Origin of the sequence: Deinococcus sp. HSC-46F16 (genome assembly GCF_024171495.1) — a bacterium.
GTDB lineage: Bacteria > Deinococcota > Deinococci > Deinococcales > Deinococcaceae > Deinococcus.
Window position 1 is genome coordinate 505,588 of sequence record NZ_JALJZW010000001.1, and the last position, 12,872, is coordinate 518,459.

A 12,872-nucleotide genomic window follows, 5' to 3' on the forward strand; every position below is an offset into this window, starting at 1 on the left:
TGGGCGCCACACTTGAGCTTAGGTGCTCACCCGGACCGCCCGTCCCTCCCCATCCAGCCGCCACACGTCCGGATTGCGCAGCCCCGCCCACCCCGCGTGGTCCAGCCCCAGCGCGAGGGCCAGCAGGTTGCCGTGCGTGAAGACCGCCGTGACGCCGCCGGGATCGCGGGCATCCTCCAGCGCCGCGAGGATGCGGGCGTGGGCCACCCGCCCCGACTCCCCACCCGGCAGCGCGAGGTCCGGGTCCGCGAAGCTCGCCTCCAGGTGGGTCATCCAGCCGGGCAGGTCCGCGCCGCTCAGCACCCGCTCGGTGAGCCGCCCGTCGGTCTCGACCGCCAGCCCCAGCCGAGCCGCCAGCGGCCGCGCCGTGTCCACCGCCCGCCGCCACGGACTGCTGACAATGCAGGTGATTCCGGCGTTCGCGAGGGTGACCGCCAGCCGCCGCGCCCCGGCCTCCCCGGCCGGGGTGAGGGCCGCGTCGGGAGCCTGTCCGGTCGCCTTCGCGTGCCGGATCAGCAGGAGTTCGCCCGTCAAGCCGACGCGTCCGGCTGCGGCGCGGGCGCGACGAGTTTGCGAATCAGGCGAATCTGGCCCCGGTGGTTGACCTCGTCCTCCATGACGTGAAACCACGCCCAGTGCTGGTTGGGAAAGTCGAAGCCCGGCACCGTGAGCCGCGAGGCCAGCCACGCGTCGTCCCGCTCGGCGAGGGCCGCCAGCGTGACCGCTCGGCTCTCCCGCAACTCGCCCAGCAGCGTCTCCAGGCTCTGCCCGGTGGGCGGAGGCGTGCCCTCGCGGCCCATGCTCAGGCCGCCCAGCAGCGCCGCGTCCCTCTCCGGGTCGAGGTCGCGCCCCTCCAGCGAAAAGAGGTGGTAGGTCCGCTCCACTGCCGCCATATGCGTCAGCAGCGCCCCGATGGAGTTGCCGAAGCCGGGCGGCGTGGCCCAGAGCTGCTCGGTGTTCAGGCCCCGCACGTCGGCCAGGGTGGTCATCCGGGCGTAGTTCAGCATCTCGACCAGCACCCCGATCTGCGGGGCATACCGCTCCTGGGGTTCGATACGGTACCAGCGTTGCCAGTCGGGAGCAGCGGTCATGTCTGAAGTGTAATCTGAGGATTGATCCCGACCACAAAGAACCTCGGCCCCCCAAGGTGGGGAGCCGAGGCTGGTGGGGGAACTCAGCGGCCGTCGCCGTCGGTGGCCTCGCGCTTGCCCTCGGCGTACTCGGCGTGCGCTTCAGCGTTGTGGCCTTCGGCCTTGGCGCGGTCCTTGGCGGCCTGCGCCTTGTCCTCCAGGTTGTCGGCGGTGCCCCCGAAGTGGCTGGCGACCTCGTGCCCGGCGGCGCGGGCGCGGTCGGCCCCCTCGTTGATCTTGGCCTTGGCCGCGTCGGCCAGGTTCCCCAGCGTGCTCTTGTCGTCACTCATGCGTGAAACCTCCTGTGGATGGATTCCCGGTTGGGTAGGGCCAGCATCCCGCCCCGGCTCCCGCGCCGGGTGAAGCTCGAGTTTGCCGCTCGCTCATGGAACGGCGAGGTTGTCTCCCGATGGGGGACTCTCGCGGCCCCGTGCAGCAGGCGGAATGACCGCCCCAGGCCCTCCCAGCGCGGGAAACTTAGAGGCGTCAGAAAGCCGCCGACGCTCCCGCGCACTCCGCCACTGCCTGTTCCTCGGGGCAGGGGAGCGCTACAGTTGGGCCGTCATGACGATTCAAGACCCCCATATCCAGGTGCCCACCCAGGGCGAGAAGATTCGCATGGAGGGCGGCAAGCTCGTGGTGCCCGACCGGCCCATCATCCCCTTCGTGGAGGGCGACGGCACCGGCCCCGACATCTGGCGGGCCAGCGTGCGCGTGCTCGACGCCGCCGTGGAGCAGGCCTACGGCGGTCAGCGCCAGATCGAGTGGATGGAGGTCTACGCGGGCGAGAAGAGCACCCAGGTTTACGGCGAGGGCGAGTGGCTTCCGCAGGCGACCGTGGACGCCTTCAACGAGTACCTCTTCGGCATCAAGGGGCCGCTGACCACGCCCGTGGGCGGCGGCATCCGCTCGATCAACGTGGCGCTGCGCCAGGAACTTGACCTGTACGCCTGCGTGCGCCCCGTCCAGTACTTCGAGGGTGTCCCCAGCCCCGTCAAGCGGCCAGGTGACGTGGACATGGTGATCTTCCGCGAGAACACCGAAGACATCTACGCCGGAATCGAGTACAAGGCCGGGACCCCCGAGGCCGAGCGCGTGCGCGAGTTCCTGATGGGCGAGATGGGCGTGAACAAGATCCGCTTCCCCGAGACTTCCGCGTTTGGCGTGAAGCCCGTCTCCAAGGAAGGCACCGAGCGCCTCGTCCGCGCCGCCATCCAGTACGCGGTCGACAACGGCCGCAAGAGCGTGTCGCTGGTCCACAAGGGAAACATCATGAAGTTCACGGAGGGGGCTTTCCGCGACTGGGGCTATGAGCTCGCCAAGCGCGAGTTCGGCGGCGTGGAACTCGACGGCGGTCCCTGGCTGCAGCTCCCGAACGGCATCGTGATCAAGGACGTGATCGCCGACAACTTCCTGCAGCAGATCCTGCTGCGCCCCACCGAGTACGACGTGATCGCCACCCTGAACCTCAACGGCGATTACCTCTCCGACGCGCTCGCCGCGCAGGTGGGTGGCATCGGCATCGCGCCCGGCGCCAACATCAACTACGTGACCGGCCACGCGATCTTCGAGGCCACCCACGGCACCGCGCCCAAATACGCGGGCAAGGACGTCATCAACCCCAGCTCGGTCATCCTCTCCGGCGAGATGATGCTGCGCTACATGGGCTGGACCGAGGCCGCCGACCTGATCCTGAAGGGCCTGGACGCCACCATCCGCCAGAAGACCGTGACCTACGACTTCGCCCGTGGCATGGAGGGCGCGACCGAGGTCAAGACCAGCCAGTTCGCCGATCACATCATCGAGCACATCCGGGGCTAAGCCGGACAGCGGGCAGCGGGGCCGGGCGCGGGAGGGCGGCCCGGCCCCCGCCCTCTTTGCTACCCTCGCTCCATGACCCGCGTTTTCCTCGCCGCCGCCGGGGTGCTGCTGCTGGCCCTGCTCGCGCTCGCGCTGGTGTGGCTGGCCGGGCAACTGCTCGTCGGGCTGGGCTCGGTCGTCGTGGGCACCGCCCAGGTGCTGTGGCGGCTGCTGGGCTTCGTGGCGGCGGCCGGGTTCTTCGGCGGCCTGGCCTACTTCGTGGCGAGCGCGTGGCGGCCAGTGCGCTGACCCGTATGGAGTTGCGGCCCGCTACCCCCGCCGATAGGGCCGTCCTGTACCGCATCTGTCTGCAAACTGCTGACAGCGGGGAAGACGGCACCCACCTCTACCGTGACCCGCTGCTCGTCGGCCACGTCTACGCCGGACCCTACCTGGCGTTCGTGCCCGAACACGCCCTCGTGCTGGAGGATGGGGAGGGCGTATGCGGGTACGTCCTCGGCGTGCTCGGTACCGCCGCCTTTGGCGCGCGGCTGGAGCGCGAGTGGTGGCCTGCGCTCCGGGCACGGTACCTCGACCCGGCGAACGTGCCGCCGGAGGAGTGCACCCCCGACCAGCGCCTCGCGTACCTGATCCACCATCCGGCCACGCCTGCTGCGGACCTGCTCGCCCGGTACCCCTCCCACCTGCATATCGATCTGCTGCCGCGTGCGCAGGGTGAGGGGCCGGGGGCGACGCCTGCTCGACCACCTCTTCTCGTCGCTGCGGGAGGCGGGGTCGCCGGGCGTTCACCTGGGGGTGGGCGGGCGCAACCTCCGCGCCCAGGCCTTTGACCGGCGCGTCGGCTTCCACGAGTTGAGGCGGTCGCCGGGGGGGTGCCCTGCTGATGGGCCTGAGGCTGTAGTCGGTCCGCCGCGTGACGGGCGCTTCAGTTGAGAAAACAAAACCCGCTAGAATACCGGGCCGTGACGTGCGCCGCCCCCCGAGTCTGACCGCTCCCCGGCGCCCGGACACCCCGGAGGCTTCTTGAGTTACTGGCGCACCCAGATCAAACCGCTGCTGGACGCGGAAACCGGCACCCTGCACAAGCAGGCCCCCATCCGCGTCACGCTGGCGTTTCCCAATCGCTACTCGGTGGGGATGGCCTCGCTCGGGTACCAGGTCATCTACCGCATGTTCAACCAGGAAGAAGGGGTCGCCTGCGAGCGGGCTTTCCTTCCCGACGACGTGGAGGCCTTCGAGCGCACCGGGCAGGCCCTCCCCACCGTCGAGTCGGGCCGCGACGCGGGCGACTGCGAACTGTTCGCCCTGAGCGTGTCGTTCGAGCTGGACCTCACCAACATCATCCGCACGCTGGACGTGGCCGGGATGCACCCGCTGCGGGCCGAGCGCAGCGACACCGACCCCATCGTGATGATTGGCGGCCCCTTCACGTCCTCGAACCCCTATCCCCTCACGCCCTTTGCCGACGTGATCGTGATCGGCGACGGCGAGCAGATCGTGCCGGTGGTCTCCGAGGCCCTACGCGAGTCGCAGACCCGCGAGGAGTTCTACGACCTGATCGACGGGATGCCCGGCATCTTCCTCCCGGCGCGGCACGTCCACGAGCCGACCTGGGCCACCGCGCCCAAGGAACTGCTGCCCGCCTACTCGCAGATCGTGACGCCCCACTCGGAACTGTCCAACATGTTCCTGGTGGAAGCGCAGCGCGGCTGCCCCCGGCCCTGCACCTTCTGCCTCGCGCGGACGATGTACGGCCCCAACCGCAACAACCAGGCGCAGGAACTGCTGGATACGATTCCCGACTGGGTGGAGAAGGTTGGGCTGGTGGGCGCGGCCCTCTCGGACTTCCCGCACACCAAGTACGTGGGCCGGGTGCTCACCGACCGGGGCATCAAGCTGGGCGTGTCCTCCATCCGCGCCGACACCGTGGACGAGGAACTCGCCGCCATCCTCAAGGCGGGCGGATTGCGAACCTTCACGGTGGCGAGCGACGCCCCCTCCGAACGCCTGCGCCGCTGGCTGAAAAAGGGCATCACGACGGAAGACCTGCTCAAGACCGCCCACATCAGCCGCGACCTGGGCTTTTCGGGCATCAAGGTCTACATGATGATCGGCCTCGGCCCCGAGAACGACGACGACATCACCGAGCTGATCGAGTTCACCAAAGAACTGGCCAAGGTCAACCGGGTCGCGCTGGGCATCAGCCCCTTCGTGCCCAAGCGCCACACGCCGCACTTCGCGGACCCCTTCGCCGGGGTGCAGACCATCGAGAAGCGCCTCAAGCGCATTCAGAAGGAACTGCGCACCACCGCCGAACTGCGCAACGTGTCTGCAAAGTGGGCCTGGGTCGAGTCCGTGATCGCGCGGGGCGGCCCCGAGGTCGGCATGGCCGCCTACCAGATCTACCGCAACGAGAGCATCGGCGCCTGGAAAAAGGCCCTCGACGAGGTGGGCTGGCGCGACGGGTTCGAAGTCAACACGCCCGCCATTCACCTCCCGCCCGGCCAGTACGAGGCCCGCGAGGTCAGTGCCCACGCCGAGGGGCTGGCCGTCTAAGGCGGTCAATGGAAGGCGGCCCCTGAGGAGTGTCCCTGGGGGCCGCCTCTTCATTCAGGGTCAGTCGGGTCGCGGCTCCCGCGTCTCGACCAGTGGAGGCCGGGCGGCTTCTGCCGGGGTCACTGCTGCCGGGACCCCCGCCAGCCGCATCCTTCGGTCGAACAGCGGCGCGATCTGCGCGTCGAAACGGGCCAGGACAGGTCCCACGAAGGCCGTCATCAGCACGTACACTGCCGCAAGCGGCCCCAGTTTGGGCGCCAGCGCCAGCCCCAGTCCCGCGATCAGGATGCTGAACTCGCCGCGCGGAATCAGGGTGGCCCCGGCCCGCACCCGCCCGCGCGTCTGCACGCCCACGCGGGCCGCGCCGTACCAGCCCGTGTAGAACTTGGTGAGGCTGGTGATCACCGCGAGCACCGCCGCTGGAAGCAGCACCTCCGGCACGCTGCCCAGATCCAGCTTCAGCCCGAAGAACACGAAGAAGACCGCCGCAAACAGGTCCCGCAGCGGCTCCACGAGGTGCCGGGTGCGGTCGGCCACCTCGCCGGAGAGGGCGATGCCGACCAGGAAGGCCCCGATCGCGGCCGACACCTTCAGCATGTCGGCCAGCCCCGCGACCACCAGCACCAGCCCGAATACGCTGAGCAGCAGCGCCTCGTTGCTCTGCACGTTCACCACCCGGCTCAGGACGTGCCCGTACCGCAGCGCCAGGAAAAAGGCCAGCGCAAAGGCCGCCAGCGCCACCGCCAGGTTGACCCCCACCGCCGCGAGCGTGCCCCCGATCAGCAGAGCGGCCATCACCGGGAGGTAGACGGCCATCGCCACGTCCTCCAGCACGCACACGGCCAGAATCACGGGCGTTTCGCGGTTGCCCAGCCGCCCGAGGTCCGAGAGCACCTTGGAGGCGATCCCGCTGGAACTCAGGTAGGTCACGCCCCCCAGCAGGGCGGCGGCGAGGGGCGAGAACCCCAGCACCAGCCCGGCGAGCAGCCCCGGCGTGAAGTTCAGCGCGAGGTCGAGCAGCCCTACCCGGCGGTTGGCCGCGAGGTTGTCGCGCAGTTCCGCGCTGGTGTACTCCAGCCCCAGCGTGAACAGCAGCAGCACCGCCCCGATCTCCGCCCCGATGTGGATGAACTCCTCCGGCGCGTCGCCCAGGTGCACGAAGGCCCCCAGCCCGATGCCCGCGATCAGGTACAGCGGAATCGGCGTGATGCCCAGCCGCCCGGCCGCCCGGCCCACGAAAGCCAGCGCGAGGATGACCGCGCCGAGTTCCAGAAACAGTTCAGCGAGCGACATGGGGCCACCTCGCGGGCGGGAGCGGGGGGGCCGGGGCGGTCACTCGCCTCCGCCCAGCAGCCGCGCGGCCCGCACCACCCCGTTCGGCGTCCCCACGACGACCACGGTGTCGCCCGCCCGCAGCGGCAGCTCGGGACCGGGGGCCGGAATCGCCTGCCCGTCGCGCATCACCGCCACGATGCTCGCGCCCGTGCGGGTGCGCATCATGGTGTCGCCCAGCGCGTGCCCGGCGTAGGGGCTGAGGCCCGAAACCGGCACCCAGTCCATCGCCAGCCCCTCGATGTCCTGCGTGAGCCGGGAGACGTGCCGGGTGATCGTCGAGCCGCCCAGCAGGTCGGCGACCGCCTCGGCCTCCTCCTCGCTCAGCACGATGCTCTGGGCGCAGGCGTCGGGGTCGTCGCGGCGGGAGACGAAAATCTCGCGCCGTCCGTCGCGGTGGGTGATCACGCCCACGCGCTTGCCGTAGCGCCCGTCAAAATCGTGCCGCACGCCCACGCCGGGAAGGGGCGTTTCATCGAGTCGAATCATGCGTTCAGGATAGGGCGCCCGCCCCCGGCCCGACTGCGACGCCCGTACACTGGGGGGATGGCGACCCTGGAAATCGACTGCCCGGTGTGCGCGGAGGTGCTGGAACTCACCGACGAGGACCGCGCCGAGCTGCACCCCGGCGACGTGATCGTGTGCGACTCCTGCCACGCCGAGATGGAGGTCACCCGCAACGGCGGCGGCGAGGACTTCGAACTCGAACTGCTGGGCATCCTGACCGTCTGCCCCGCCTGCGGCGAGGAATTCGACGTGACCGAGGAACTGCTCGCCGCCTCGCCCACCCTGGAAGGCCCCGGCGGCGAACCCGGCGCCAGCGTGGTGACCTGCCCCCACTGCCGCGCCCGCATTGAGCTGGAATTCGAGGAGGAGGGGGGGGAGAGCCCGCCCGAGCCGCGGTCCTAACCTGCGCTTCAAAAACCTGTTCCTGAAGGGTTGCATGGGCCGGTGGGGTCGTGCTGCTGGCGCTGCGGGACAGCGTCGCCGACCTCCTCTGCCGCAACAGAACCAAGTTCACCGCCAGGAGCGGGAGAAGCTCCTCCCGCCCGGGCAGAGACTCCCGGCCCACTGCTCAACCCCAGTCCGGGGGCGCCTCTTCAGTGGGGGCGCCGCCCTTTGGGCGTGAAGTGCAAGTCTTCGTACCATCTTAAGTCCTCAACCTTTCCAAGCTTGGAAGCATGATGGACCCGACCCACGCCAACGCCCCCCCCGCCCCCGATGACATCGCCCGGCTGACGCGGGCCATGCGAGAGCTGCACCGGCTGATCGGCACCCAGGTGCTGCGCGGCATGCAGGGCGGCCTTCAGGACCACGACCTCACCTTCGCCCAGATGACGGCCCTGCACGGGCTGCGGGCCGGAGCGCCCCTGACCGTGAGTGCGCTGGCGGCCCACGCCCGGCTGAGCCTGCCCGCGACCAGCCACCTCGTTGAGCGGCTGGTGCGCCGGGGGCTGGCCGAGCGGCGCGAGAACCCGGACAACCGCCGCGAGAAGCTCGTCGCGCCCACGGCGGCGGGCCTCGCGGTGGTCTCGCGGATGGACGCGCAGTTCGTGGGGGCTTACGCCGCCGCCTTTCAGCCCGTGCGTCCGCCCGTGCTCCGCGCCGCCGCCGACGCGGTGCAGGCCCTGATCGACGACATCACTCCCTCCCACGCCCAGGAGACCCCATGACCACCCCCACCCCGCCCGCGCCCATCAACTACGCGCAGACCCTCGACCTGCGCACCAAGCGCGTGATTCTTTTCGGCGTGCTGCTGGGCCTCTTCCTGAGTGCCCTCGACCAGACCATCGTCGCCACGGCCCTGCCGCGCATCGTGACGGACCTCAACGGCCTGAACCTCTACACCTGGGTGACCACTGCCTACTTGCTCACCAACACGGCGCTGGTGCCCATCTACGGCAAACTGTCTGACCTGTACGGCCGCAAGCCCATCCTGATGTTCGGGATCGTGGTCTTTCTGATCGGCTCGGCGCTGTGCGGCCTGTCGGGAGAGCCTTTCCTCGGGTCGCTCTTCGGCGGCGGGATGGAGCAGCTCGTGGTCTTCCGCGCCCTGCAGGGCATCGGGGCGGCGGCGCTGGGCTCGGTCGCCTTTGCCATCGTCGCGGACCTGTTCGAGCCCATCGACCGCCCGCGCTACCAGGGCCTCTTCGGGGCCGTGTTCGGCCTGAGCAGTGTGATCGGGCCGCTGTTGGGCGGCTTCCTGACCGACCAGATCTCCTGGCGCTGGGTCTTTTACGTGAACCTGCCCATCGGACTCGTCGCCGTCGCCTTTATCGCCTCGCGGATGCCCCGGCTCGCGAGCGGCCTGACGGGGCGGGTGGACTGGCTGGGCGCTTTCCTCATCCTGCTCTTTTCCGTGCCGCTGCTGCTCGCGCTGACCTGGGGCGCCGACGGCATCTATGCCTGGGGCAGCCCGCAGGTGCTGGGCCTCTTTGCCCTGAGCGCCGTCTCGCTGATCGCCTTTCTCTTCTCGCAGGCGCGGCACCCCAACCCGATTCTGCCGCTGCATCTCTTCGGGAACCCCACCTTTGCGTGGGGTGCGGTGGCCCGCTTCCTGATCGGGGCGGCCTTCCTGGGGGCGATCCTCTTCCTGAGTCTGTATCTTGTGCAGGTGCAGGGGGTCAGCGCGACCGCCGCCGGAACCGCGACCATTCCCCTGACCGTGGGGTTGATTATCGGCGCGATCGGCTCGGGACAGGTGGCCAGCCGCATCGGGCGCTACAAGCCGCTGATGCTGGGCGGGCTGGCGGTGGCGGCGCTGGGTTTTTACGCGCTCAGCACCCTGACCGCCGACACGCCGTACTCGGGCGTGGTGCTGCGAATGGTGCTGCTGGGCTTGGGGCTGGGGCCGACGCTGCCGCTGTACACCACCGCCCTGCAACTCTCGGTCAAGCCCTGGGAAATCGGCGTGGCGACGAGTTCGGGGCAGTTTTTCCAGCAGATGGGCAGCACCATCGGCACGGCCGTGTTCGGGGCGCTGCTCACGGCGGGCCTGGGCACCAACCTCGCCGCGCAGTTCTCCGCGCAGGCCGCCGCCGCGCAGGGCACCGTGGCAACCACCCTGCGCCAGATCGCGGGGCAGGTGCGGGACGGCGGCGGGCAGACGGGCCAGGACCGCTCGGCGACCCCCCGCACGCCCGAACAGATCCGCGAGGACTTCGCCGCCCTGCGCCAGAACGTGACCCGCGCCATCGAAACCGGGGACCGGACGGCCATCGCCGCGATTCAGGCCGCCCCTGGCCTGCCCACCGAGGCCAAGGCCCGCCTCACGGACGTGCCCGCCGGGGGCGTCGCGGCCGGGGTGCGGGCCACCTTCGCGCAAACGGAAGCCGCGCTGAGTGCCGCCGTGGAGGGCGGTGACCCCGCCCGCGTCGCTGCCCTCGCCGCCGACGGACGCCTGCCCGCCGCGTTGCGCGAGCGCCTGGCCGAGATTCCCGCGGTCGCCCTCGCGACGCCGCAGGGCCGCGCCGGGATTCTGGCCGGACTGCGCCAGGGCCTGCGGGCGGCCCTCCCCACCGCCGCCAGCGGGGCCGAACGTCAGGCCCTGGCTGCCGCCCTGCGCGGCGTGAACGACGGCGAGGCGGTTGCCCTTGCCAGCGCCCGTGCCAGCCGGGTCGCCTTCGCCGAGACCATCGCGGGCATCTACCGCGTTTCCGTCGGGCTCGTGCTGCTGGCCTTCCTCGCCACCCTGATGATGCCCAACCTCACCATGCCCACCCGCCGCTCGGGAGAACGGCTGGCCCCGGTGCCTGCCGAGCTGTAGGTGTGGCGACAGGGGAGGGGCGGACGTGCCGGTGTCGCGTCCGCCCCTCTCCCATTGACCCTTATCGCTTGCCAGTTGAGTTGAGCACTCCTGCCTGAACAACACGCAGGTTTCGGGTAGTGCTCAGATTGCATACCGAGCTTTTGCGCCATATAGACCGAGCACTTCTTGGCCTCTTCATGAGGCCGGTCTGCTGCCCCGACACAGCTTCTACGCTGCGGGCATGGTCCATGCCATCTTGGGCCGGGGCGGGAACTCGCCGAAGAGATGTCAGTCGTGTGAAAGGAGGTTCCCTCCCCGCATGCGGGGAGGGAACCTCCTGATTGGGAGCAGGCGAGTGCCTAAGATCCGGCGTCACGCTTTTGAGGCGCTGATGGTGGCAGCGTCCTATTCGTAGTACTCGTAGCTGAACTGCCGTATGCCGTTGGGAACCAGTTTGAGCTTGCCGAACTCCGTGACCTCGTCATAAATCTGGATTCGCGTCGGGTTGCCATATGAATCAGTGGCTTCGTAGACGTCGAGGGTAGACTTGAGTTTTCCTAGGCTCACCATAGTGCGGCGTTCAGCGTAGGCCGTGCGCGTGTGGGAAAGTGGATAACTTCCAAGATAGACCGTCTCGGTCATGCGGTCGCCATGGTAGGTATATGCGGCGTGATCCAACTTGCCGTTGGTGGCAACCGTCTTGCCGATCTGGCGGCCCTGGGTGTCGAGCAGATACCAAGTGATGTCCAGCGGCGGCCCACTTTTGGGGTAGGTCGTGGCGATCAGGCCGTTTGGTGTGGGTTCGAAGCGGGTCACCTGGGTAATCTGCCCGCTGCTTTTGCGGGTGATGGCGGCGATGTTGCCGCGGGTGTCGTAGTCATATGTGTCGGTGTTTAGGGGCGAGGTCTGTCCCCAGCGCTCGGTGCTCTCGATGACACGGTTACCGACGTAGGTGTAGGTGTACAGACTGCTGAGCCTGCCGTCCGGCTCGCGCGAGACACTGCTGGTGAGCCGCCCCTGCGTGTCGAAGTCAGTGATGCCCTGCACCTCATAGTGCGGTGTCTTCAAGGTTTCCGTGACCCGCTTGACCGGGCCGTTCAGGGCGTGAAAGTAGCTGCGTTCTGGGCCCTTGAGGACCGCTGGCCCGCTGAAGGTCGGGGCGGCACCGGCCTGCACCGTGCCGGAGAGACTCGGGGGGGTGGGGGCTGCGGGGTTGAACGGTGCCGTCCACCAGCGAACGCTGACCAGGCCGGTCTTCGGGGTGTAGGTCACCTCGTACCTGCTGTGGCCGCGGGTGTGGTACAGGGCGACTTCGGTGCCGCCGACACTCCACCACGGGAGCAGGGCGGTGCCCGCGTCCATCCCGGCGGCGTTGTCCCAGGCCCATTTCAGGGTGGACGTGCCGCCGGTGTAGGTGCCGCAGGCCACGGCGGTCATTCCCCGGGTGTCGGTTGTGGGGGGACAGGGCGCGGCGCTGACGTTGGTGGCTTTGAAGGCTGCGGCGACGAAAGCGTTCTGTTCAGCCGGGGTCAAGGCCAGGGCGTGGGTGCCCAGGGCCAGAAGTAGGGTGGACAGGGTCCGTTTCACAAGAGGTTCCTCAGGGGTGGGGACGGATGCGAAAGAGGCGCGGGGCTGGCTTCCCGTTAGAGGCGCTCAGCGCTGCGCGGTGATGATGAAGCACAGCGACACGCCGCGCACCGAGATGTCCGGCTCGAACGTGGGCATGTCCTGGTAGTCGAGGGTGTAGAGGTAGGGCTTACCGATCAGAGTACCCTCGTAGAGACGGCGCTGGCCTTTCCAGGGTTCGAGCGGGGTCAGCGAGTAGCTGAAAGGCTTGGTGTACGCATCGAGCAGGGCCGGGTACTCGGTGATGTCGTCATGCCCCACGTACTCCACTGCCGCGATGAACTTTAACCGCGCGGCCCGGTTAATCGGGTAGGTCTGGGCGCGCAGCTCCTGCTCGACCTGGCGGCAGTGCGGGCCGATGGGGTCGCGCCGGAAGCTCTTCAGGTGGATCATCAGGTTCTCGATGGCGAGCCGGGGGGCGAGGCCCGCCTCGGCGATGGGCACGGTGGCGAGGGCAAGCAGGAGCAGGGTGTGGCGTCGGAACACAGTCACAGGATAGGGCGCTTCAGGAGCGCAGCCGCCGCATCTGGAGCATCGGGCAGATGCGCTTGTAACCGGGCAGGTCGAAGGTGAAGGGCGTGCCGTCTGTCGGCTGCCATTTGAGTTGTCCACTCGCCCCGGATGAACACGGCTCCAAAGAGAAGTGGACAAACTGCATA

15 protein-coding genes are annotated in these 12,872 nt (G+C 69.1%); 7 read left to right on the plus strand and 8 right to left on the minus strand.

What is annotated here, in order from left to right; genetic code table 11:
- Positions 1–18: 18 nt before the first annotated feature.
- The 3 genes from L1280_RS02625 to L1280_RS02635 form a co-directional block, all read right to left on the minus strand.
- Positions 19–534, minus strand: coding sequence for a histidine phosphatase family protein (locus tag L1280_RS02625; protein WP_253580471.1), 516 nt, complete (start codon positions 532–534; stop codon positions 19–21).
- On the minus strand, positions 531–1,091 hold the full coding sequence (locus tag L1280_RS02630) for a DUF664 domain-containing protein (protein ID WP_253580473.1): 561 nt from the start codon (positions 1,089–1,091) through the stop codon (positions 531–533). Before L1280_RS02630 ends, L1280_RS02625 begins: the two co-directional genes overlap by 4 nt.
- A gap of 83 nt (positions 1,092–1,174) precedes the next feature.
- Positions 1,175–1,420: a hypothetical protein gene (locus L1280_RS02635; protein ID WP_253580475.1), complete on the minus strand. Its 246-nt coding sequence runs from the start codon at positions 1,418–1,420 to the stop codon at positions 1,175–1,177.
- 274 nt (positions 1,421–1,694) lie between these two features.
- On the opposite strand from L1280_RS02635, the gene icd reads away from it, so the two are divergent.
- The 4 genes from icd (at position 1,695) to L1280_RS02655 (ending at position 5,507) form a co-directional block, all read left to right on the plus strand.
- Positions 1,695–2,951 carry an NADP-dependent isocitrate dehydrogenase gene (icd, locus tag L1280_RS02640; protein ID WP_253580476.1) on the plus strand — a complete coding sequence of 419 codons (1,257 nt, stop codon included), beginning with the start codon at positions 1,695–1,697 and terminating at the stop codon, positions 2,949–2,951.
- Between the two features lie 72 nt (positions 2,952–3,023).
- The gene (locus tag L1280_RS02645) at positions 3,024–3,239 is read left to right on the plus strand and encodes a hypothetical protein (protein WP_253580477.1); all 216 of its coding nucleotides are present in this window, start codon (positions 3,024–3,026) and stop codon (positions 3,237–3,239) included.
- Positions 3,221–3,781 (plus strand): GNAT family N-acetyltransferase, encoded by a 561-nt coding sequence (locus L1280_RS02650; protein WP_253580479.1) that lies wholly within the window; start codon positions 3,221–3,223, stop codon positions 3,779–3,781. The genes L1280_RS02645 and L1280_RS02650 overlap by 19 nt, the downstream gene beginning before the upstream one ends.
- 193 nt (positions 3,782–3,974) lie before the next feature.
- A complete protein-coding gene (locus L1280_RS02655) occupies positions 3,975–5,507 on the plus strand; it encodes a radical SAM protein (RefSeq protein WP_253580480.1) in 1,533 nt (510 codons plus the stop codon).
- Positions 5,508–5,567: 60 nt separating this feature from the next.
- Here the strand turns inward: L1280_RS02655 and L1280_RS02660 are convergent, their stop codons facing one another.
- The gene (locus L1280_RS02660) at positions 5,568–6,800 is read right to left on the minus strand and encodes a cation:proton antiporter (protein ID WP_253580482.1); all 1,233 of its coding nucleotides are present in this window, start codon (positions 6,798–6,800) and stop codon (positions 5,568–5,570) included.
- Between the two features lie 39 nt (positions 6,801–6,839).
- Positions 6,840–7,328: a cation:proton antiporter regulatory subunit gene (locus L1280_RS02665; protein WP_253580484.1), complete on the minus strand. Its 489-nt coding sequence runs from the start codon at positions 7,326–7,328 to the stop codon at positions 6,840–6,842.
- A gap of 57 nt (positions 7,329–7,385) precedes the next feature.
- On the opposite strand from L1280_RS02665, the gene L1280_RS02670 reads away from it, so the two are divergent.
- The 3 genes from L1280_RS02670 (at position 7,386) to L1280_RS02680 (ending at position 10,605) form a co-directional block, all read left to right on the plus strand.
- Positions 7,386–7,748 carry a hypothetical protein gene (locus L1280_RS02670; protein ID WP_253580485.1) on the plus strand — a complete coding sequence of 121 codons (363 nt, stop codon included), beginning with the start codon at positions 7,386–7,388 and terminating at the stop codon, positions 7,746–7,748.
- A gap of 272 nt (positions 7,749–8,020) precedes the next feature.
- On the plus strand, positions 8,021–8,512 hold the full coding sequence (locus L1280_RS02675; protein ID WP_253580486.1) for a MarR family winged helix-turn-helix transcriptional regulator: 492 nt from the start codon (positions 8,021–8,023) through the stop codon (positions 8,510–8,512).
- Positions 8,509–10,605 carry a DHA2 family efflux MFS transporter permease subunit gene (locus L1280_RS02680; protein ID WP_253580487.1) on the plus strand — a complete coding sequence of 699 codons (2,097 nt, stop codon included), beginning with the start codon at positions 8,509–8,511 and terminating at the stop codon, positions 10,603–10,605. Before L1280_RS02675 ends, L1280_RS02680 begins: the two co-directional genes overlap by 4 nt.
- A 387-nt stretch (positions 10,606–10,992) precedes the next feature.
- Here L1280_RS02680 and L1280_RS02685 read toward each other — a convergent pair whose 3' ends face one another.
- From L1280_RS02685 to L1280_RS02695, 3 genes are all read right to left on the minus strand, one after another.
- Positions 10,993–12,174: a hypothetical protein gene (locus tag L1280_RS02685; RefSeq protein ID WP_253580488.1), complete on the minus strand. Its 1,182-nt coding sequence runs from the start codon at positions 12,172–12,174 to the stop codon at positions 10,993–10,995.
- A 66-nt stretch (positions 12,175–12,240) separates the two neighbouring features.
- Entirely contained in the window at positions 12,241–12,699 is a 459-nt protein-coding gene (locus L1280_RS02690) for a hypothetical protein (RefSeq protein ID WP_253580490.1), read from the minus strand.
- A 19-nt stretch (positions 12,700–12,718) separates the two neighbouring features.
- Complete coding sequence (locus L1280_RS02695; protein ID WP_253580491.1) at positions 12,719–12,871, minus strand: hypothetical protein; 153 nt, start codon at positions 12,869–12,871, stop codon at positions 12,719–12,721.
- Position 12,872: the final 1 nt, after the last annotated feature.

What these genes read in the sequence shown, in the direction of transcription:
- L1280_RS02695 (WP_253580491.1), bottom strand. Translation starts at nt 12,871, where the DNA reads ATGCAGTTTGTCCACTTCTCTTTGGAGCCGTGTTCATCCGGGGCGAGT.
- L1280_RS02660 (WP_253580482.1), bottom strand. Translation starts at nt 6,800, where the DNA reads ATGTCGCTCGCTGAACTGTTTCTGGAACTCGGCGCGGTCATCCTCGCG.
- L1280_RS02665 (WP_253580484.1), bottom strand. Translation starts at nt 7,328, where the DNA reads ATGATTCGACTCGATGAAACGCCCCTTCCCGGCGTGGGCGTGCGGCAC.
- L1280_RS02645 (WP_253580477.1), top strand. Translation starts at nt 3,024, where the DNA reads ATGACCCGCGTTTTCCTCGCCGCCGCCGGGGTGCTGCTGCTGGCCCTG.
- L1280_RS02670 (WP_253580485.1), top strand. Translation starts at nt 7,386, where the DNA reads ATGGCGACCCTGGAAATCGACTGCCCGGTGTGCGCGGAGGTGCTGGAA.
- L1280_RS02635 (WP_253580475.1), bottom strand. Translation starts at nt 1,420, where the DNA reads ATGAGTGACGACAAGAGCACGCTGGGGAACCTGGCCGACGCGGCCAAG.
- icd (WP_253580476.1), top strand. Translation starts at nt 1,695, where the DNA reads ATGACGATTCAAGACCCCCATATCCAGGTGCCCACCCAGGGCGAGAAG.
- L1280_RS02630 (WP_253580473.1), bottom strand. Translation starts at nt 1,091, where the DNA reads ATGACCGCTGCTCCCGACTGGCAACGCTGGTACCGTATCGAACCCCAG.
- L1280_RS02680 (WP_253580487.1), top strand. Translation starts at nt 8,509, where the DNA reads ATGACCACCCCCACCCCGCCCGCGCCCATCAACTACGCGCAGACCCTC.
- L1280_RS02675 (WP_253580486.1), top strand. Translation starts at nt 8,021, where the DNA reads ATGATGGACCCGACCCACGCCAACGCCCCCCCCGCCCCCGATGACATC.